The sequence below is a fragment of the Cryobacterium sp. TMB1-7 genome (genome assembly GCF_004402435.1).
In the GTDB taxonomy this organism is placed as follows: Bacteria; Actinomycetota; Actinomycetes; order Actinomycetales; family Microbacteriaceae; genus Cryobacterium; species Cryobacterium zongtaii.
On the sequence record NZ_SOFZ01000007.1, the window covers coordinates 240,345 to 259,925 of the forward strand.

Annotated in this window: 19 protein-coding genes; 8 read left to right on the plus strand and 11 right to left on the minus strand. The window is 67.6% G+C overall.

What is annotated here, in order from left to right; all coding sequences use genetic code 11:
- Positions 1–3 precede the first annotated feature (3 nt).
- Entirely contained in the window at positions 4–681 is a 678-nt protein-coding gene (locus E3O60_RS02250; protein WP_174845046.1) for a DedA family protein, read from the plus strand.
- A gap of 107 nt (positions 682–788) precedes the next feature.
- The gene (locus E3O60_RS02255; protein WP_088455550.1) at positions 789–1,523 is read left to right on the plus strand and encodes a DedA family protein; all 735 of its coding nucleotides are present in this window, start codon (positions 789–791) and stop codon (positions 1,521–1,523) included.
- Positions 1,524–1,552: 29 nt separating this feature from the next.
- Here E3O60_RS02255 and E3O60_RS02260 read toward each other — a convergent pair whose 3' ends face one another.
- The 4 genes from E3O60_RS02260 to murI all read right to left on the minus strand — a co-directional run bounded on the left by E3O60_RS02260 (position 1,553) and on the right by murI (position 4,751).
- Complete coding sequence (locus E3O60_RS02260) at positions 1,553–2,473, minus strand: cation diffusion facilitator family transporter (RefSeq protein WP_134409490.1); 921 nt, start codon at positions 2,471–2,473, stop codon at positions 1,553–1,555.
- A 67-nt stretch (positions 2,474–2,540) separates the two neighbouring features.
- Complete coding sequence (gene rdgB, locus E3O60_RS02265; RefSeq protein ID WP_088455548.1) at positions 2,541–3,131, minus strand: RdgB/HAM1 family non-canonical purine NTP pyrophosphatase; 591 nt, start codon at positions 3,129–3,131, stop codon at positions 2,541–2,543.
- Between the two features lies 1 nt (position 3,132).
- A complete protein-coding gene (rph, locus tag E3O60_RS02270; RefSeq protein ID WP_088455547.1) occupies positions 3,133–3,867 on the minus strand; it encodes a ribonuclease PH in 735 nt (244 codons plus the stop codon).
- The gene (gene murI / locus E3O60_RS02275) at positions 3,864–4,751 is read right to left on the minus strand and encodes a glutamate racemase (RefSeq protein WP_103432628.1); all 888 of its coding nucleotides are present in this window, start codon (positions 4,749–4,751) and stop codon (positions 3,864–3,866) included. Before murI ends, rph begins: the two co-directional genes overlap by 4 nt.
- 109 nt (positions 4,752–4,860) lie before the next feature.
- Between murI and E3O60_RS02280 the strand changes: the two genes are divergently transcribed.
- Positions 4,861–6,162, plus strand: coding sequence for a beta-ketoacyl synthase (locus E3O60_RS02280; RefSeq protein WP_198414981.1), 1,302 nt, complete (start codon positions 4,861–4,863; stop codon positions 6,160–6,162).
- 145 nt (positions 6,163–6,307) lie between these two features.
- Positions 6,308–7,645, plus strand: a complete 1,338-nt coding sequence (locus E3O60_RS02285; protein WP_088455546.1) for a nicotinate phosphoribosyltransferase — start codon at positions 6,308–6,310, stop codon at positions 7,643–7,645.
- A 32-nt stretch (positions 7,646–7,677) separates the two neighbouring features.
- Here the strand turns inward: E3O60_RS02285 and E3O60_RS02290 are convergent, their stop codons facing one another.
- The 3 genes from E3O60_RS02290 to E3O60_RS02300 are packed head-to-tail and all read right to left on the minus strand — an operon-like array spanning position 7,678 to position 10,346.
- On the minus strand, positions 7,678–7,974 hold the full coding sequence (locus tag E3O60_RS02290; RefSeq protein ID WP_088455545.1) for a DUF3039 domain-containing protein: 297 nt from the start codon (positions 7,972–7,974) through the stop codon (positions 7,678–7,680).
- A gap of 18 nt (positions 7,975–7,992) precedes the next feature.
- Positions 7,993–9,567 carry a hypothetical protein gene (locus tag E3O60_RS02295; RefSeq protein ID WP_240632399.1) on the minus strand — a complete coding sequence of 525 codons (1,575 nt, stop codon included), beginning with the start codon at positions 9,565–9,567 and terminating at the stop codon, positions 7,993–7,995.
- On the minus strand, positions 9,543–10,346 hold the full coding sequence (locus E3O60_RS02300; protein WP_134480754.1) for an ABC transporter ATP-binding protein: 804 nt from the start codon (positions 10,344–10,346) through the stop codon (positions 9,543–9,545). The genes E3O60_RS02295 and E3O60_RS02300 overlap by 25 nt, the downstream gene beginning before the upstream one ends.
- Before the next feature lie 1,710 nt (positions 10,347–12,056).
- On the opposite strand from E3O60_RS02300, the gene E3O60_RS02305 reads away from it, so the two are divergent.
- The 4 genes from E3O60_RS02305 to E3O60_RS02320 all read left to right on the plus strand — a co-directional run bounded on the left by E3O60_RS02305 (position 12,057) and on the right by E3O60_RS02320 (position 15,385).
- Entirely contained in the window at positions 12,057–12,749 is a 693-nt protein-coding gene (locus tag E3O60_RS02305; protein ID WP_088455544.1) for an NTP transferase domain-containing protein, read from the plus strand.
- A gap of 70 nt (positions 12,750–12,819) precedes the next feature.
- Positions 12,820–13,620, plus strand: coding sequence for an ABC transporter permease (locus tag E3O60_RS02310; protein ID WP_240632398.1), 801 nt, complete (start codon positions 12,820–12,822; stop codon positions 13,618–13,620).
- Positions 13,620–14,366 (plus strand): ABC transporter ATP-binding protein, encoded by a 747-nt coding sequence (locus E3O60_RS02315; protein WP_088455542.1) that lies wholly within the window; start codon positions 13,620–13,622, stop codon positions 14,364–14,366. Before E3O60_RS02310 ends, E3O60_RS02315 begins: the two co-directional genes overlap by 1 nt.
- 119 nt (positions 14,367–14,485) lie before the next feature.
- Complete coding sequence (locus tag E3O60_RS02320; RefSeq protein WP_241993188.1) at positions 14,486–15,385, plus strand: hypothetical protein; 900 nt, start codon at positions 14,486–14,488, stop codon at positions 15,383–15,385.
- 43 nt (positions 15,386–15,428) lie between these two features.
- Here the strand turns inward: E3O60_RS02320 and E3O60_RS02325 are convergent, their stop codons facing one another.
- The 4 genes from E3O60_RS02325 to E3O60_RS02340 form a co-directional block, all read right to left on the minus strand.
- Positions 15,429–16,712 carry a hypothetical protein gene (locus E3O60_RS02325; RefSeq protein WP_134497047.1) on the minus strand — a complete coding sequence of 428 codons (1,284 nt, stop codon included), beginning with the start codon at positions 16,710–16,712 and terminating at the stop codon, positions 15,429–15,431.
- Positions 16,713–16,797: 85 nt separating this feature from the next.
- On the minus strand, positions 16,798–17,664 hold the full coding sequence (locus E3O60_RS02330) for a glycosyltransferase family 2 protein (RefSeq protein ID WP_134497049.1): 867 nt from the start codon (positions 17,662–17,664) through the stop codon (positions 16,798–16,800).
- Between the two features lie 14 nt (positions 17,665–17,678).
- The gene (locus E3O60_RS02335) at positions 17,679–18,491 is read right to left on the minus strand and encodes a CDP-alcohol phosphatidyltransferase family protein (RefSeq protein ID WP_088455539.1); all 813 of its coding nucleotides are present in this window, start codon (positions 18,489–18,491) and stop codon (positions 17,679–17,681) included.
- Positions 18,488–19,549: a glycosyltransferase family 2 protein gene (locus E3O60_RS02340; protein WP_241993189.1), complete on the minus strand. Its 1,062-nt coding sequence runs from the start codon at positions 19,547–19,549 to the stop codon at positions 18,488–18,490. The genes E3O60_RS02335 and E3O60_RS02340 overlap by 4 nt, the downstream gene beginning before the upstream one ends.
- Between the last annotated feature and the right edge of the window lie 32 nt (positions 19,550–19,581).

The window sequence follows — 19,581 nt, forward strand, 5'->3', positions numbered from 1 at the left end:
CCGATGGTCCGCGCCGCGGCCCTGGACGGCCAGCTCAGCGACTTCCTCTCCAGCGCGGGAGTCGTGGTGTTCTACCTGCTCGTCTGGGCCCTCGTGTTCGCCGGCACTGCCCTGTTCCTGGGGGTGTTCATCCCGTTCGTCACCGGTGACTCGCTCCTGTTCGGCGCCGGCCTGGTGGCAGCGTCCACGACCAACCTGAACATCGTGGTGCTCGCCGTCGGCGTCGGGATCGCCGCGTTCCTCGGCGACCAGGTGGGCTTCCTGCTCGGTCGACGATACGGTCGCGGCTACCTCGACAAACGCGGTGGCCGGCGCACCCAATTGGCAATTGTGAAGACCGAGTCCTTCTACCTCAAGTACGGCTGGTGGGCGGTGGTCGTGGCGCGTTTCATGCCGTGGGCACGGGTTTTCGTACCCGTCGTTGCCGGAGTCGGCCGCATGAACTACTACAAATTCCTCTCCAGCAACATCGTCGGAGCCCTGGCTTGGGGTGTGGGCATCACCCTGACGGGCTACTACGCCGCAGCGATCCCCGGAGTGAAGAGCGCGGCCTACATCATCGCGGGTTTCTTCATCATGGCGTCGATAGTTTTCGGCCTGCGCACCTGGTTCGCCGATCGTGCCCAGATGCGCCTCGACGCCCGCACGAGCACCGGATCTCACAACACATTGGGGGGTTAGCCCACCCCTTCATCAGGCCTTCAGATGCCAGAACGCGCTAACCTGTAGCGACGCAAGCGATCACCGCCGACTGGCCGATCTAGCCGCCGACGACTGGAGTTTTCTTCGTGATTAACACAGCACTCATCCCCTGGCTCGACCCCGAGATCCTCATCAACGGATTCGGACCCTGGGCGCTGCTTGGTGTGTGCGCGATCGTCTTCGCCGAGACCGGCCTGCTGATCGGGTTCCTGCTCCCCGGTGACACCCTGCTCGTCATCACCGGCCTGTTCGTCTTCTTCGACATCATCACCATCGACATCTGGTGGGTGGCCCTGGCCATCGGTGCTGCCGCCTTCGTCGGCGGCGAGGTGGGCTACCTGATCGGCCACAGGCTCGGCCCGCGGGTGTTCGAGCGCAAGGAATCGGGCCTGTTCAGCGTCAAGAACGTGCAACGCACGAACGCCTTCTTTGTGCGCTTCGGCGGATTCGCCGTGATCGCCGCCCGCTTCGTGCCGATCGTGCGCACCTTCGCCCCGGTCGCCGCGGGCGTCGGACACATGGACTACCGCAAGTACAGCCTGTACAACTTCATCGGCGCCATGATCTGGGGCGCCGGCCTCACCTTCTTCGGCTACTTCCTGGGCTACATCCCGCCGCTGGCCGACTTCGTGCGCAACTACATCGACCTGATCCTGCTGGGCGCCGTTGTGCTCACCCTGCTCCCCACGATCTACCACTACGTGCAGTCCACCGTGAAAGCCCGCCGCGAGGCCCGGTCCGGCGTGACCGTTGACCCGAAGAACCTGGTGCTCGATCCCGAGACCTTCAAGACCGACAACGACGGCAAGCACGAGGCCTGACCCCTCCTCAGCGCGTGACGCTCAGAACGTCAGCGGTGCGAGTGGTGCTCGTGTTCGGCATCCGCCGCATGATCGGCCGGCTCGAGCTGAAACGTGGAGTGCTCGACGTCGAAGTGGTCGGACAGGCATCCGGACAGCTCGCGAAGCAGCGCGCCCGACCGTCCGGCCGCGAGCAGCTCGGGTTCGACGACGATGTGGGCGCTGAACACGTGTGACCCCGACGTGATCGCCCACACGTGCACGTCGTGCACGGCCACGACGCCGGCGGTGCCCTCGAGGTGCTCCCGGATCGCCCGCACATCGGTATCCGCCGGCACCGACTCGCTGAACACCCGCACCACGTCGCGCAGCAGACCGAAGGCCCGCGGAATGATCATCGTGGCGATCACCAGTGATGCGATGGCGTCCGCCTGCGCGAAACCGGTCAGTAGGATGACGACGGCCGCCGCGATCACGGCTACCGATCCCAGCGCATCGCCGAGCACCTCGAGGTAGGCGCCGCGCATGTTGATCGACCCGGCCGCGGCCGGACGCAACAGCAGGATCCCGACGATGTTGGCCAGCAGGCCGACCACGGCCACCACGAGCATCGGGCCGGCCAGAACCTCGGCGGTGGCGCCGGAGGTCAGCCGGTTGATGGCACCGACGACCACGAAGCCCGCCACCACGATCAGGATCAGGCCGTTGAGCAGCGCACCGAACACCTCGGCCCGCTGGTAGCCGAAGGTCTGCCGATCGGTGGCGGGGCGGGCCGCGACGACGGTAGCGGTGAGAGCGATGATCAGACCGGCCAGGTCGGAGAACATGTGGCCGGCATCGGCGAGCAACGCCAGCGAGCCGGTGAACCAGGCACCGACGATTTCGACGACGAGGACCGCAGCGACCAGGCCGATCACGATCGACAGGCGTGAACGATTGCTCGTCGAAGCGGATGCGTGATCGTGGCCCATGCGTCAACGCTACGAGCCCGCCCGGGCGAAAGCCAGCCCAGCGGCTAGTTGGGAATGAGTGCCGTTCTCAGCTGGCTAGAAGCTCGGTGAGTACCGGCCCGAGGGCTGCAAAGGCGACTGCCCGGTGGCTCTCGGCGTTCTTCACGTCGGCGGGCAGTTCGGCGGCCGATACGTCCTGTCCGTCCGGCTGGAAGATCGGGTCGTAGCCGAAGCCGCCGGCACCGGCCGGCTCCCGCAAGATACGACCCGGCCACTCCCCCGAGACAGCCCGTTCTACGCCGTTCGGCAGCGCCAGCGCAGCCACGCAGGTGAAGTGACCGGCCCGGTGTTCGTCGGTCATGTCGCTGAGCTGCCAGAGCAGCAGACGCAGATTCTCCTCGGAGTCCCGCGCCGGCCCGCCCCAGCGGGCAGAGAAGATGCCGGGTGCGCCGCCCAGCACATCGACGCAGATGCCGGAGTCATCCGCGATCGCGGGCAGGCCGGTGTGCGCGGCGGCGGCACGCGCCTTGATCAGCGCGTTCTCGGTGAACGTCGCGCCGTTCTCGACAGGCTCCGGCCCGTCGTAGGCCAGCACCTCCAGGTCCGGCAGCATGGGCGCGAGGATGCGGCGCAGCTCCTCGACCTTGTGGGCGTTGTGGGTGGCGAGAACGACGCGCATGTCAGCGGCCCAGCGTGGTCTTCTGCAGCTCGGTGAGCGTGATCGCCCCGCCGAGGGCCAGGTCGAGCAGGGAGTCGAGCTCGCTGCGGTCGAAGGGGGCGCCCTCGGCCGTGCCCTGCACCTCGATGAACTTGCCTCGACCGGTGACGACGACGTTCATGTCGGTCTCGGCGCGCACGTCCTCGGTGTAGGCGAGGTCGAGCATCGGCACGCCGGCGATGATGCCCACCGAGACGGCCGCGACACTGTCGGTGAGCGGCTGGGCCTTCTGGGCGATGAACTTCTTCTCACGGCCCCATTCGAGGGCGTCGGCCAGCGCCACGTAGGCGCCGGTGATGGCGGCGGTGCGGGTGCCGCCGTCGGCCTGCAGCACGTCACAGTCGATGACGATGGTGTTCTCGCCGAGCGCCTTCATGTCGACGACGGCGCGCAGGCTCCGACCGATCAGCCGGCTGATCTCGTGGGTGCGGCCACCGATACGGCCCTTGACCGACTCGCGGTCCATGCGGGAGTTCGTCGAGCGCGGCAGCATCGAGTATTCGGCGGTGACCCAGCCCTTGCCCTTGCCGGCCATCCAACGCGGCACGCCGTTGGTGAACGACGCGGTGGCGAGCACCTTGGTTCGACCGAAGGAGATCAGCGCGGATCCCTCGGCCTGGTCGCTCCAGCCGCGCTCGATGGTGACGGGGCGCAGCTGGTCGTTGGTGCGGCCATCGGCGCGCAGGATGTCGGTCACGGGTTCTCCTTGGAATGACGGGGGGTGAAGAGGCGGGATGGAGCGGTCGAGGCGGCCAGTCTGGTCACCTCGCTGAGACTGATGGTGCCGGTCGCGACGAGGTCCACGTGGGAGATCTCCGGGCCGAGTAGGCGGTGGGCGAGGCGGAGGAAGTCGTCGGCGCTATCGCCGGTGGCCTCGTAGCGGTAGCTGGGCGGGGCGGCATCCACCCGTTCGAGACCTTGGCCCACCAGCACCCTGTAGACGTCGTTGGCCGTCTCAGTGTGGCTGGAGACCAGCGTCACCGCGTCACCCATGACGTAGGAGATGACCCCGCGCAGGAACGGGTAGTGGGTGCAGCCGAGCACGAGCGTGTCCACGTCGGCGGCCTTGAGCGGTGCGAGGTATTCCTCGGCGACGCGCAACACTTCCGCGCCTGTGGTGACTCCAGATTCGACGAACTCCACGAAGCGCGGGCAGGCCTGCGAGAACAGCTGGATGTCGGTGGCCGCGGCGAACGCGTCGTTGTAGGCCCGAGAGTTCACGGTGCCCGCCGTACCGACCACGCCGACCCTCTTGTTGCGGGTGGTGCCCACCGCACGGCGCACCGCGGGCTGGATAACCTCGATCACCGGGACGCTGTAACGTTCCCTGGCATCCCTCAACACGGCCGCAGAAGCGGTGTTGCAGGCGATTACCAGCAACTTCACATCTTGGGACACCAGGTCGTCGAGAACCTCGAGTGCGTACTCGCGGACATCGGCGATCTTCTTCGGCCCGTAGGGCGAATGCGCGGTGTCGCCGATATACAGGATCGACTCGTTGGGCAGTTGGTCCTTGATGGCCCGGGCGACGGTAAGCCCGCCGACCCCGGAGTCGAAAATCCCAATCGGTGCATCAGTCACGTCGATCAAGCCTAGCCGGGTTCGGCGTTCGGCCACGCTGGACACCGCTATATGCCCAGAACCGCCCAACGTACGTGGGCCGGAATATAGCCGTAACTACACTCGGCATATGGGCCAGGCCAACCAGGCAGAGCCCGCACCGGAGACGTCCCTCGCGCCGTCTGAGGAGATGATCGTCATGAATGATCGAGTCGTAATCACCGGACTGGGCGCACTGACGCCCCTCGGTAATTCGTGGACCGAAACCTGGGACGGCCTGACTAACGGCCGCAGCGGTGTCGCCCGCATCACGCAGTTCGACGCCACCGACCTGCCCACCCAGATCGCCGGTGAGGTGAAGGACTTCGACCCGGCCACGCGGATGTCGATCAAGCAGGTCAAGCGGGCCTCGCGCGCCTCCCAGCTGGCGATCGCCGCGGCCCGCGAGGCAGTCGCGGACGCCGGCTTTGGGCCGTCAATGGAGGGTATCCACACCGGCGTCATCGTCAATAGCGCCGTGTCCGGCTACGCCGAGATCCAGGATGCCACCGAGCACGTCAACGCAGGCAGCGCCCGCCGCATCTCGCCCCGCTTCGTTCCGCAGTCGCTGATGAACATGGCCGCCTGCGAGATCGCCATCGACCTGGGCGTGCACGGCCCGGTGAACGCCAGCGCCCTGGCCTGCGCGAGCGGTGCCTACGCCCTCCTCGAGGCGCGCACCATGCTCGTCACCGGCGATGCCGACGTCGTGATCGCCGGCGGTGTCGAGGCCGCCATCACCCCGGTGATGTTCGCCGGGCTGAACGCCATGCACGCCGCATCCACCCACAACGACGAACCCACCGAGGCCAGCCGCCCGTTCGACGCCAACCGCAACGGCCTGGTCTTCGGCGAGGGCGCCGTGGTGTTCGTCATGGAGCTGCTCTCCCACGCCCGCGCCCGGGGTGCCCGCGTCTACGCCGAGGTGCTCGGTGGGGCGCTCACCAGCGACGGCTTCAGCATCGTGGCCCCCGACCCGTCGGGCACCTACGCCAGCCAGGCGATCACCCGCGCCCTGGACAAGAGCCGGCTCAACCCGGCCGACATCGACATGATCGTGGCCCACGGCACCTCCACCCAGGCCAACGACAAGGCGGAGACCCTCGCGATCCGCAACTCACTGCGCCACTTCGCCGACAAGATCTCCATCACCGCGCCGAAGTCGATGACCGGGCACATGATCGGCGCTGCCGGAGCCCTGTCCGCCCTGGTCGGCGCCCTGTCGATCAAGAACGGCATTGTGCCGCCCACGATCAACCTGCGCACCCCCGACCCGGACTGCACCCTGGATTACACGCCGCTCACCGCGCGCATCCAGCCGATCAAGCACGCCCTGGTGAACGCGTTCGGCTTCGGCGGCCAGAACTGCATCGTCGCCTTCGGCGCCCTGTAGGCCCCAGCCGGGATCCGCGAGTTGCCGCAAACGGCCCCTTCAGTGCATCTGACGGGGCCGTTTGACGTATCTCGGCGAACGGGCGGCGGGAGGGTGTGCACCGGGCGTCCAGCCCGGGCAGTGCGGTGACGGCTAGGCTTCTCGCGTGACCGAGACTTCTGCCTTTCGAACCGACCGCTACGAACTCACCATGGTGGATGCCGCGATCCAGAGCGGCACCGCGAACCGGGAGTGCATGTTCGAGGCCTTCGCCCGGCGGCTGCCCGCCGGCCGACGGTACGGGATCGTGGCCGGCACCGGCCGCCTGCTCGACCTGATCCGTGATTTCAGGTTCGACGAGGCTGAACTCGACTGGCTGCGCGCCAACAACGTGGTGCGCCCGCCCACCCTCGACTGGCTGGCGGACTACTCCTTCAGCGGCAACATCTGGGGATACCGCGAAGGCGACGCGTACTTCCCGGGCTCGCCACTGATACAGGTCGACGGCACCTTCGCCGAGTGCGTCGTGCTCGAGACCCTGATCCTCAGCGTGCTCAACTACGACAGCGCCGTGGCCAGCGCCGCCGCCCGCATGGTGTCGGTGAGCCTGGGTCGGCCGCTGGCCGAGATGGGATCCCGCCGCACGGGCGAACACTCCGCCGTGGCCGCGGCCCGCGCCGCGTATATCGCCGGGTTCGCCTCCACCAGCAACCTCGAAGCCGGCCGGAGCTGGGGCATCCCCACCATGGGCACCGCCGCGCATTCCTTCACTCTGCTGCACGACACCGAAGAGGACGCCTTTCGGGCCCAGGTGGATGCGTTCGGCGCGTCGACCACGCTGCTGGTCGACACCTACAACATCGAGCGCGGCATCGAACTGGCCGTCTCCGTGGCCGGCACCGGGCTGGGTTCGATCCGCATCGACTCCGGCGACCTTCCCACCGTCGCCGCCGCCGCGCGCGCCCAGCTGGACTCGCTCGGCGCCGTGAACACCCAGATCACCGTCACCAGCGACCTGGACGAGTACTCGATCGCGGCGCTGTCCGCGTCGCCGGTGGATGCGTTCGGGGTGGGTACCTCACTCGTGACAGGGTCCGGCGCACCGGCCGCCGGCATGGTCTACAAGCTGGTGGCGCACAGGAACACCGCAGACGAGTGGGTTTCGGTGGCGAAAACCTCGGCCTCTAAGGCCTCGGTCGGCGGGCGCAAGAGCGCCGTGCGACTGCTTGACGCGACAGGCACGGCGCGCGAAGAGATCGTTATGGTGGCGGCGAACGGCCCGACGGACGCACCGGTTGACGCCCACGAACCCCACGCCGCCGGAGCCACGGAACGGTCGTTGCTGGTGCCGCTCATGGAGGCCGGGGTTGTCGACGAACGCTACGTGGGCGCAGCCGGCACCCGGCTGGCCCGCGAGCAGAACGCCGCAGCCATGCGTGAGCTGCCGATCGATGCGTTCAGGCTCGGCCGCGGCGACGCCGTCATCCCGACGGTGTTCCGCTAGCGGGGTGTCGACAAGCTCGACCAACGAACGGGTTAGTCCTGCTTCATCTTTTCGTAGATTGACTTGCAGGTCGGGCAGACCGGGAACTTCTCCGGGTCGCGGCCCGGCAGCCACTTCTTGCCACACAGCGCCTTGACCGGCTTGCCGGTCATCGCCGACTCGAGGATCTTGTCCTTCGGCACGTAGTGCGAAAAGCGTTCGTGGTCACCGGGCTCGATCTGCTCCTGGTTGAGCAGTTCCTCGAGTTCACGATCGAGGGTGGATGTTCCGCCACCGATATCTGGGCCGCGGCCAGGCTCTGCGATGCTCGCGCGAATGTCGTGTGTCATGGAATCAAGTGTATGCAGCTACGCGCGCAATGCGGAGGAGAGCATTTCGGGACCACGGCGTTCGAAGGTCCGCGAGCCCAGCCAGACCCCGCCGATCAGCATGACGAAGCCGATGCCGAGCCCCCAGTAGAGAGCCGGCAGGTTCCACACCGGATCCACGAAGACACCCAGAACGGCGCACACGATGGCCGGCAGGGCCACCACGATGGACCCGACGAAGGTGAACGACTGGATGATCGCGGCGGCGGTATCCGACGACTGCGGCTGCGCGAACGGGCTGTCCCCTGGCTTGGTCGCCGGGTAGGGGAACCGGGCCGACGTGAAGCTGGAGAAGCCCAGCCCGGCGAGCAGGATGCAGGTGCTCACGCCGAGCAGACCGGGCAGCACCGCCCAGTCCCCGTGCACGCTGACGCTGACGGCCGAGCCCAGCCCGATCAACGGGATGCCCACGAAGAGCGCCGGAACGAGCCGGCCGACGCGGTCGGCCACTCCGCGCGGTCCGGAGACCACGTGCAGCCAGATGGCGGTGTGGTCATACGCGACGTCGTTGTGCAGCGTCCAGCCGAGGAAGACGCACATCAGAGGCACCGGAACGAGGACGAGGTATTCGAAGGGCATCCCCGCGAAGACGAGAGGCAGGATCACCAGGACCGGGACGATGGGGATCATGATTAGCGAGACCCAGTAGCGCGGGTCGCGGCCCCAGTAGGTGATGCTGCGCGCGGCGATCGCACCGATCGGGTTGTGCGGCATCCGGTCGAACCAGCCCAGGCCGACGTACGCCTTGGCCTGAGCCTCGCGACCCGGCGTGATGAGCATCCGGGCCACCAGACCCTGCCAGGCGAGCCAGAGCAGGTACACGGTCGCGGCGGCGATGAGGAGCTTGAGGAAGGCGATCCCCCAGTCGCCGACAGCGGCGTCTCCCGGCACGGCCCACGCTGCGCCCAGCGGCGTCCAGCCGAGGATGCTCGCGAAACCGCCGAGCACGTCGAGCCCGTATTTGCTCCAGTCCACATTGACCAGCAGGACCACCACGGGGGTGATCATGACGATCAGCAGGATGCCGATGATGCCGGTGAACTCGCGGGCGCGGCGGGTGGACAGCAGGAATGCCGAGATGGACGTGCTCACCCGGGAGGCGAGCATGCAGGTCGCCAGAAGCAGCGCGGCCGCCAGGATGGCGAACAGGGTCTCCCCCACACCCCTGGACCAGGTCACGATGGTGCCCAGCAGCACCAGCGCGAGGGTGGTCGCCGGTACGCCGACGAGTGCGGATACGGCGAGGCCGAACGACAGCTGCTTGTTCGGGATGCCCAGGGTGGAGAATTTGCGCGGGTCCATGCTGTCGTCCACGCCGAAGACGAGCGGCACGAGGAAGAAGCCGAGCACCACCAGCGAGCCGGCCACGATGAGGCCCTCCCGAATGGCGCCGACGTCGTCGACGAACCGGAACGTGATGAGCATGGCCACCAGGGCCGCGGCGACGAGCAGCCCGTAGAGCAGGCCGAGCACCACTCCCACGACCTGCCAGGGGCTACGCCGGAACAGATTGGCGAGCAGCCTCAGTTTCAGTCCGAGAAATTGTGCAACCACTCCAGGCCCTCCGCAACCTTTCGTCCGCCGGCGAGGTCGACGAAGCGTTCTTCGAGTGACACGTTGCCGCGCACCTCGTCGATCGTTCCCGCGGCCAGCACCGAACCCTGCACAATGATCGCCACGTGGTCGCAGACCCTCTGGATGAGGTCCATACCGTGGCTGGAGAGAATCACCGTTCCGCCGGCAGCGACGTAGCGCTGCAGAATCTCGGTGACGTTCACGGCCGACACCGGGTCGACCGATTCGAACGGTTCGTCGAGCACCAGCACGCGCGGCGAGTGGATCATCGCGCAGGCCAGGGCGATCTTCTTGGTCATGCCCGCCGAGTAGTCGGCGACCAGACGGTTGAGAGCATCCTCAAGGCCGAACGCCGCGGCCAGGTCGGCGGACCGGGCCCGCACGGTTTCGCTCTCGAGGCCCCGCAGCACGCCGGAATAGTAGAGAAGCTGTGCACCGGTGAGCCTGTCGAACAGCCGCAGCCGGTCCGGGAGGACTCCAATGGTGCGCTTGGCGGCGATCGGGTCGGCCCACACGTCCACGCCGTGTACCTGGATCGAACCGGAGTCCGGCCGCAGCAGCCCGGTGATCATCGACAGCGTGGTGGTCTTACCCGCGCCGTTAGGGCCGACGATGCCGTAGAACGACCCGGCCCGAACTTCGAGGTTGACGTCGGCGACGGCCACGTTCTGGCCAAAGCTCTTGTTCAGCCCGCTGACCGCGATCTCCACGCGAGGGGACGCCCCGATGACGGCGGATGCGCCGGTGCGCGGGGCCATCGGCTTGCGCACTACCGGCGGGATGCGCTGCGCCGTGGCACCGACAACGGGTTCGGGGACCGCGGTGGCCTGGCCGGTGCGATCCGCGGCCGAGACGACGGGCACCGTAGTCCGAGCGGGTGCAACAGGGGCTTCGGGGCTCGCTGGTACCCCGGCTGCCACGGCATCCGTGCGCTCGGCAGCGCCGAGGTCGGTCGGAGACACGGCCTCGGTCTGCTTCGGAGCAAACCTGGGCAGCCGCCAGAACGGCCGCTTCGCGGGCTGGGCCGGCTCGGAGGCAGGGGCGCTCGTCGCAGGGGTCACGGTGAGCACAACGGTGTCGCCGGACTCCGGGGAGGCCGGCATCGTCAAGACGACGGTCTCGTCGTCGGCGGAGAGCGCGGGGGCGACCGGCACGACCGGCAGCACCATGGTGGCGTCGGGCTCGGGTGCAGCGGGCGCGGCCGTGTCGGGCACTGAGGCGACGGGCGCTTTCGTTACGGGCTCTATAGTGACGGATTCCGCAGCGGCTGGTGCGTCCTCAACGGCAGCCGATCGTGCCGCAGCGGCGGCGGCGGCAGCCGCGGTGGCGGCACGTGCAGACGCTGTGGCGGCGGTCCTGGCGGCGGCAGACTTCGCCGCGGCGGACTTGGTCGCTGCGGCGCGGGCCGCGCCGGCCTTGGTGGCCGATTCGGTCTTGGCGGCAGCGGCCTTGGCGGCAGCGGCCTTCGAAGCCGCGGTCCGGGCGCTGCTCGAGCGGGCGGCCGCGGTCTTGGCCTTCTCGGGGCCGACCTCCGCGGGGCCGGCGGGCAGGTCCAGCTCGGAGACCGCGGCGGCGGCCTCGACGGCCTCCGCGGTATCGGCCGTGGACGTCGTCGTGGCCGGCAGCCTGGTGGCCTTGGCGACCGCGGGCTTCACCGGCGCCTTGCGGGCAGCGGGGGTGCGCGTCACCGTGACGCGCGCCGGCGCCGTTGCGGGTTCGGCGGCGGCCGGGGACACGGACGTCGTCGTCGGTACCGACACGTCCTCCGCCAGCGCGGCGGCGGCCGGCTTCTTCTTGGCCGGAGCGCGGGGCGTCGACGTGGCTCGCGGAGTCGCAGGGGTGCGCGGTGCGCGGGTCGTGCTGCGCGCAGGCTTCACCGGGGTTGTCGAGCCGTCGGCGGTCGCTGTGTCGGCTGAAACCGATGTGTCGGCGTCGGATGCGGCGGGCGCGTTCGACGCCCCACCGGCCGAGGACGTCGTGGTTCGGGGGGTGCGGCGCACCGGAGGCTTGCGGGGCGGCAGCGCGCCGGTGGTCGGTGCTGTCGTTGAAAGGGAATCGGGCTCAGGGGCTCGGTTCGCAGGGGCGTTGTGTTCGATGGCACTACCCTCGCGTTCCGGCTCCGTATCGGGAACGGGCAAGACCGGAGTCCGCTCGTCAGGCTCGGAGTTCGGAGGCACTGGAGTCACCTCGCTAACTTACCAAGGACCGTCTGACCTCGCTGGGGCCGGCGGCGGTCGCAGGCGGATTCTCACCAAAACTCGCGCCGGAATCGCAGGTCACAGGGCCGCACGAATCGTCACGATCAGGACACGCCTCTGACCGTCTCTTCCCCCAGAACGGGGTCGTCGGGTAGTCTGAAGGTGGCATAACGGTGTGTCTATACGTGAACTTAGGGGTGAACCGCAGGCAAACTCGGCGAAAACGTCCGACCGCTGCGGGGCCACCCAGATCTTTCTTAGGAGATATTCGTGACCACCCAGGTAGTAATACTTGCAGCGGGAATGGGCAGCCGCCTCGGCCGCTCCCTTCCCAAACCGCTGACCGAACTCAACGACGGCCGCACGATCATGCAGCAGCAGTTCGACAACATCGAGCACGCCTTCGGCAAGAAGACCAAGGTCACCATCGTTGTCGGCTACAAGCTCGAGCACATCATCGAGGCTTTCCCGCAGGCATCCTTCGTCTACAACGAGCAGTACGACGTGACCAACACGTCGAAGAGCCTGTTGCGCGCCCTCCGCGCGTCCGCCAGCGGCGGCGTGCTGTGGATGAACGGCGACGTCGTATTCGATCCCGCTATCCTCGATCGCGCTGCCGCGATGATGAAGCGCGACCAGTCCTTCGTCACGGTCAACACGTCGAAGGTGTCTGACGAGGAAGTCAAGTACACGACGAGCGCCGAGGGCTACATCAAGGAGCTGTCGAAGACCGTGAAGAACGGGCTCGGCGAGGCTGTCGGCATCAACTACGTGTCTGCCGCTGACAAGCCCATGCTCATCCACCACCTCAGCAAGGTCGGCGACCAGGACTACTTCGAGCGCGGCATCGAGCTCGCGATCGAGAAGAACCGCATGCTTGTGGAGCCCGTCGACATTTCCGACTTCTACGCCGTCGAGGTCGACTTCGCCGAAGACCTCGAGCGCGCCAACCTCTTCGTCTGATCAGCCTGGAGCCGTGGGGCGGTCGCGTCGATGGCGCGGCGCCCCGATCCGCTCCCATACGATAGAGCGCGTGAGTAGTTACGCTCAGGTGCGTCCTGAACAGCGCACCCCGTTTGCGCGGTACCGTCATTCCCTCTGGCTGTTGACCCAGCGGGACCTGCGGGTGCGGTACTCCACCTCCGTGCTCGGCTACTTCTGGTCGATCCTCGACCCGCTGGTGATGGCCGGCATCTACTGGTTTGTTTTCACCCAGGTCTTCCAGCGCACCGTCGGCAACGAACCGTACATCGTCTTTTTGCTCGCCGCGCTGCTGCCGTGGATGTGGTTCAACGGGGCCGTCTCCGACTGCACCCGGGCATTCCTGCGTGAGGCAAAACTCATCAGGTCCACCCGGATCCCCCGCACCATCTGGGTCAACCGGCTCGTGCTGTCCAAGGGCATCGAGTTCATCGCCGCCATTCCGGTCCTGATCGTCTTTGCGATCTGGTCCGGCGCCGAGGTCAACGTTGATGCGATTTTCTTCCCGCTGGCCATCCTCATCCAAGCCGTGCTCACGGCCGGAGTCGGCCTCATCGTGGCCCCACTGGTTGTGTTCTTCCGCGACCTCGAGCGAGCCGTCAAACTCATCCTGCGCTTTCTGTTCTACGCGTCGCCGATCATCTATGGCACGAGTGACCTGCCGGAGCAGCTGCACTTCTGGGCGGCGTTCAACCCGCTCAGCGGCATCTTCAGCCTCTACAGGGCCGCGTTCTTCCCCGGCGAGCTGGACTGGTTCGTCGTGGCCGTCAGCGCAGCCATGTCGGTGGCATTCCTCGGAATCGGCCTGCTGGTCTTCTCCCGCACTGAGCGTGCCGTGCTGAAGGAGATCTGATGACCGAGACCGTCATCTCCCTGAACGACGTCGGAATCAGGTTCCGCCGGAATCGGCGCAGCCGCCGCAGCTTCAAGGACCTCTTCGCCGGCACCCGCCGCCGCACCAGGTCCGGTGAGTTCTGGGCGCTGCAGAACGTGTCGTTCACCGTTCAACGCGGTGAGGCGATCGGGGTCGTCGGCCGCAACGGCCAGGGCAAGTCCACCCTGCTCAAGCTCGTCACGGGTGTTGTGCTGCCCGACGAGGGCACCGTGAACGTCATCGAGGGTGTCGCCCCGCTGATCGAGATCACCGGCGGCTTCGTCGACGACCTCACCGTGCGCGACAACGTGTACCTCACGGCGGGTCTGCACGGCATGACCCGCAAGCAGATCGATTCCCGCTTCGACGACATCATCGAGTTCGCCGAGATCGCCGACTTCATCGATACCCCGTACAAGCACCTGTCCAGCGGCATGAAGGTGCGTATCGCGTTCGCCGTGATCTCCAGGCTCGAGGAGCCGATCATCCTCGTCGACGAGGTGCTGGCGGTCGGCGACAAGGCGTTCCGCGAGAAGTGCTACCGACGCATCGAAGAGCTGCTGGCCGGCGGACGCACCCTGTTCTTCGTGTCGCACAACGAGCGCGACCTGCGCCGGTTCTGTGCCAGGGGCCTCTACCTCGACAAGGGTGAGCTGGTCCTCGACGCCCCGATCAACGACGTCCTCGACCGGTACAACGCCGAGTACGGCATCAAGAAGGCCTGAGACGTCGCCCGACCGCGATTCGTCACGGCCAACGCGCATCAATCTGGCTGGGAATTACCTCGACGATGCTCAGTTTCGAACCGTAAACTCGTGCTTCTGCACCCGAGGAGGACCGCACTATGGCTAAGAAACCCACACCACTGCTGTCGCCCACCGGCGGGCTGCCGCAGGGCGGCCAGCTGCCATCCGGCGTCGCCACCGGTTTCGACAGGGTCATGGCGATCCATCGCCCCGCTGTGCTCGCCCACATCCGCAGCATTCGCCACCGTCACCCCGATGCCTCGCCGGAACAGCTTGTGCGCATTCTGGAGCGGCGTTATCTCGCCGCTGTCACCAGCGGCGGCGCCGCGGTCGGCGCGACGGCCGTGATCCCCGGCGTCGGCACCGGTATCACGCTCGCTCTGTCCGGCGTCGAGACGGCCGGGTTTCTTGAGGCGACCGCACTTTTCTCCCAGTCCGTCAGCGAGGTGCACGGGATCACGGTGAGTGATCCTGAGCGCGCGAGGGCGCTCGTGATGACCATGATGCTCGGCCACGAGGGCTCCGACCTGGTGCGTCAGCTGGCCGGTCAGGTCACCGGCGGAGGAGTGGCCCGTACTGCCTACTGGGGAGAGTTGGTAACCACCAGCCTGCCCCGCGCCATCATGGGGCCGCTGACAGACCGCCTCAAGCGCACCTTCATCCGGCAGTTCGCTGCCAAGGGCGGAGCCAGCCTGATCGGCAAGGCCGTGCCGTTCGGCATCGGCGCCGTGATCGGCGGAATGGGCAACCACATTCTCGGCAAGCGGGTCATCGGTTCGTCCAGGCTCGCGTTCGGTCAGGCGCCCGCCGCCTTCCGCCCGGAGCTCGACCCGCGGGCGCACACCATCACGCTGCGCGACGGCGCCGTGATTCCCGGCAACCGGCTCACTCAGCTGGGCCACGGCGCACTCCGGGCACTCCCCCGGCCGCTCCGCCGCCGGCCGACCGGCGGGGACCCGGTCAAGCCGGATGCAGCCGCACGGGCGGAACCCCTCTAAGCAGAGCCCGACCGGCCTGACCCTGCCCGTCTCACCCGATCACTCAGACGTCTTCGGTCTCGCTGACTTCCTCGACGAACTCGGCGAGGCCGTCGTCGTCGCCGGCGTGCACCTGGGCGAACCGGTCCCATTCGGTCATCAGATGTTCGATCGCGGCATGGAACCGCGCCGTCGGCGCACCGGGCGTGGGATCGCCGAAGTACTGCGCGACCCAGACGCGCAGACGTTGGTCGGCGCCGTCGTCGTTCACAAGCTCGTCGAGGGTCTCGACGATACCGGCGGTCTCGCCCGCGTCAAGCCACTCGCAGTCGGACAGGTACCCGCTGGTGTCGATGGCGGCGAGAGGGTTCAGCGGCCGCGTCACCATGAGCGGTTTGCCCGATGCAAGGCGGTCGTAGACCATCGCCGAGATGTCGACGATCGCAACGTCGGCGGCGGAGAGCTGCCAGCCAAGCTCCGCGCCGGTGTCGATGATGTGCTGGGCGCTGGCATCACGGCTGTTCGCCGTGTTGATCATGGCCATGATCTGCTTGTTCGCCAGACCGTATTCGTGGTCGACCACACCTGATCGCGGATGCGGGCGGTACACCAACCGGTGCCGGGGGCTGCGCAACAGGGCAGTGACCAGGGCCACGCCGTGCGTGGCGATGGAGCCGTACGCGGCGGCGGCGCGGTCGCCCTCCCAGGTGGGCGCGTAGAGCACAACGGTGCGCTCGTCGGGCATGAACGGCAACCGGCCCGAGTAGTGGTCGGCCTGGGGCCGACCGATGGTGATGGCCCGCTTGTCGAAGTCGTAGTCCCAGAGCACCTTGCCGAGCCTGGCGACGGCGGCCTGACCGGCCACGAACGAGTAGTCGTAGGCCTTGAACTGGTTCGTGGTCATGTACATCTTGTCGCTCTCACCATGGTTGATGAAAACGTGCCAGCGGCGCCCGTAGCGCATCATCTGGAAGTTGCGGGAGTTCTGATTGACGTACAGGACGATGCGGATGTCCTGCTCGGCGATCACTCGTTCGAGGTCGGACACCTTGCGCACGTAGGCGACCGGGATCGGGCTCTCTTCGATCAGCTTCATCGTGCCGCCGGCGGTGCGGCTCAGGACGACCACGGGCCAGGTCTCGGCCAGCTTCGCGAGTGGCTTGTACCACTGGCGCATCTGGTAAAGGTTCACCGGGCCATCCGCGAAGTACACGGCGATCTTGAAAGTATTGGCGGGCAGCGGGCCGCGTACGGCGAGGCGCTCGGTGAGTAGGCGCTGAGCCTTGCGGGAACCGAGCACATCCTTCACCAGCTTTGCTGCGAGTCGGACGTCTTTGCTGCTTACCACTGCTCCAGCCTACCCACCGGGCCGGGACCTAGGGCCTACCGCCCCCCCGGAAGGGGCGCACCGGTAGCCAATCGTTAGGCCCCGCTCAGATGACGGGGGGCCGGCCCGCGCGGGTCATCCGCCAGATGGTGCGGGTCGCCAGCGGACGGCGTTCGCCGGGGTCGGTGACCCACCCCTCCCACCAGCCACGGAACCAGGCCTTGAGGGCAGCCGGGTTGCGGGCTCCGCGGAGCACCTGGATCGCCGTCCAGGACCCCACGTAGAGCGGTATCAGCGGCAGTGGCAGGTTGCGCCGGGCGATCCAGACGCGGTTGCGGGCGTTGAGCCGGTAAAAATCGGCGTGCCGGGTGGGCAGGATCACCGGGTGGTTTGCCACCAGGTTGCCCGCGTACCAGGTGCGCAGGCCCTGGTCCCAGACCCGCCAGGCCAGCTCGATGCCCTCGTGGGCGTAGAAGAACGGTTCGGCCCAGCCGCCGGTGGCGTCGAAGACGGGTCTGGGCAGAAGCACAGCACCCTCCCACACCGAGAACACCGCGCTGGAGTGTGCGGCGTCGCCCTTGCGGATGCGTGGAATCCAGCGGCGTGGCGCGGTGAGGCCGGCCGGGTCGACGACCTGAGGCTGCAGCAGACCGATGCTGGGGTCGGCGCGCAGCACCCCTACGACGTCGATCAGGAACCGGGGATCCGGCAGGCTGGCGTCGTCATCGAGGAAGAAAAGGTAGTCGCCGCCCACGTGCTCCACGCCGCGATTGCGGCCGGCGGGGATGCCCAGGTTCTCGGGCAGGGCGAGCGCGGCGACGACACTGGGCAGGCCTGTGGGCTGCCAGCCGTTGCCCACGCAGATGATGTCCAGCTGCACGTCTTCCTGGGCGAGCAGGCTGCGAATGCCGCGCTCGAGGTCGTCCGGGCGGCGGCCCTGGGTGAGCACGACCACACCGATGGTGACGGGCACGCTGTCGCCTGACTTCAGGACCGCACTCGCTTCGAGGCCATGATCGCCAGGAAGTGGCCGATCAGCGCTAGGAAAGCGAGGGGAACGAGGACGGCGAGGAAGACCCGGTCGGTGATCGGCTGACCGAGGACGAGGCCGATAACGGCGGCGACGAAGATCACCATCGTCATTTCCACCGAGTGGTACAGGCGGTGGAAGGGCAGGAACCGGGCCAGGCGGCGCAGGGTCGCGATCAGGCCGGCCTGCGGCACCTTCTCACCCTTGTTGTCGGCCAGCTTGGGCAGGCCGGCGTTGGCGCGGGCAACGTGCACCATGTCGTTGAGGGCCTTGTTGAGCACGATCAGCAGTGCCAGGGCCAGGCCCAGCGTGGTGAACAGGAAGTCGGCGGGTGCTTCGAACGGGTAGGCGGCGGCGCGGATGCCCAGCGCGATGGGGATCAGGGCCTCGGTCGAGTAGTGCCCGACCTTGTCGAGGAACACCCCGGCCGGTGACGACGTCCTACGCCAACGGGCGACCTCGCCGTCGCAGCAGTCGACGAGCATCTGCAGCTGGCCGAGCACCAGGGCCAGCAGGGCACCCCAGATGCCGGGAATGAGCAGCGCCGCGGCCGTGGACCAGCCGACGAGGATCATCAGGCCGGTGACGCCGTTGGCCGAGATGCGCGTCTTCAGCAGCAGCCAGGTGAGGTACGGCGACAGGTCACGCAGGTACAGCGACGCCGTCCAGTGCTCGGCGTTGGCGCGCATCCGCACCTCGGGAGGTTGCGCGACGGCACGAAGCTCGGCGATCGAAGAGGGCCGAGCCGTGTTGGGCGAACCAGACGTCATTGATGTCTTCCCGTGTGTGCCGAGATGTTGGTGGTGAGCTTGAGGTAACCGAGCAGGAATCCGATACCCCAGCAGAAGTGAATGCACGGCAAGACTACGAGAAACCAGAGCGCGACACGAACGCCGTCGGACCGGGTCGACGCAACAGTGGCCGCCACGACGATGAGCAGGTAGGCCAGCGGGGCCAGGAAACCCAGCAGCAGCCAGCCCGGTCCGTCCAGCAGGACCTGCACCAGGCCGGCGAGGCCGAGCAGGATGCCGATGGTGACGCCGAGCACCATCACGGGCGGGGCGAAGTAGCGCAGGCCGTTGGATTCGGGGAACCGGCGGGCCAGTTCGCCGCGCCACAGTCCGGTGGAGACCATCTGGCGGGCCAGGCGGGACAGGCTGGGCCGCGGCCGGTAGATGACCTTCAGCGCCGGGGTGAACCAGACCGAGCCACCGTGCTCGCGCAGGCGGCGGTTGAGTTCCCAGTCCTGGCCGCGCTTGATGCCCTCGTCGAACATGCCCACCCGCAGCAGGCTGTCACGGCGGAAGCAGCCGAGGTACACGGTCTCGGCTTCGCCCTCGGGGCCGCCGACGTGCAACGGAGTGCCGCCCAGGCCGATGCGGGTGCCGTAGGCGCGGGCGACGGCTTGCTGGAACGGGGCGGTGCCCTGGGCATCCATGATGCCGCCGACGTTGTCGGCGCCGGTGCGTTGAAGCGTCTCGACGGCGATGCGGGCGTAGTCGCGCGGAAGCACCGAGTGGGCGTCGACGCGGATCACGACAGGAAAGGTGGAGGCGCGAATGGCGATATTGAGGCCGGCCGGCGTCGACCCGACTTCATTGGCGACGACGCGGATGCGCGGATCCACCGCGGCCATCTCTTCGACGAGTTCGGTGGTGCCGTCGATGCTCGGCCCCAGGGCCAGGGTGACCTCGAACGGGCCGTCGTAGTCCTGCTCGAGCAGGCTCTGGACCGCCGCTCGTACATGGCTGGCCTCGTTGAGCACGGGCATGATGTACGAGACGCCGATCAGCACTGTGTCTGCGCTCTCGTGCACTGGGCTGGCCATCTTTCCACTCATTCGGGCAATCGCCTGAGCCT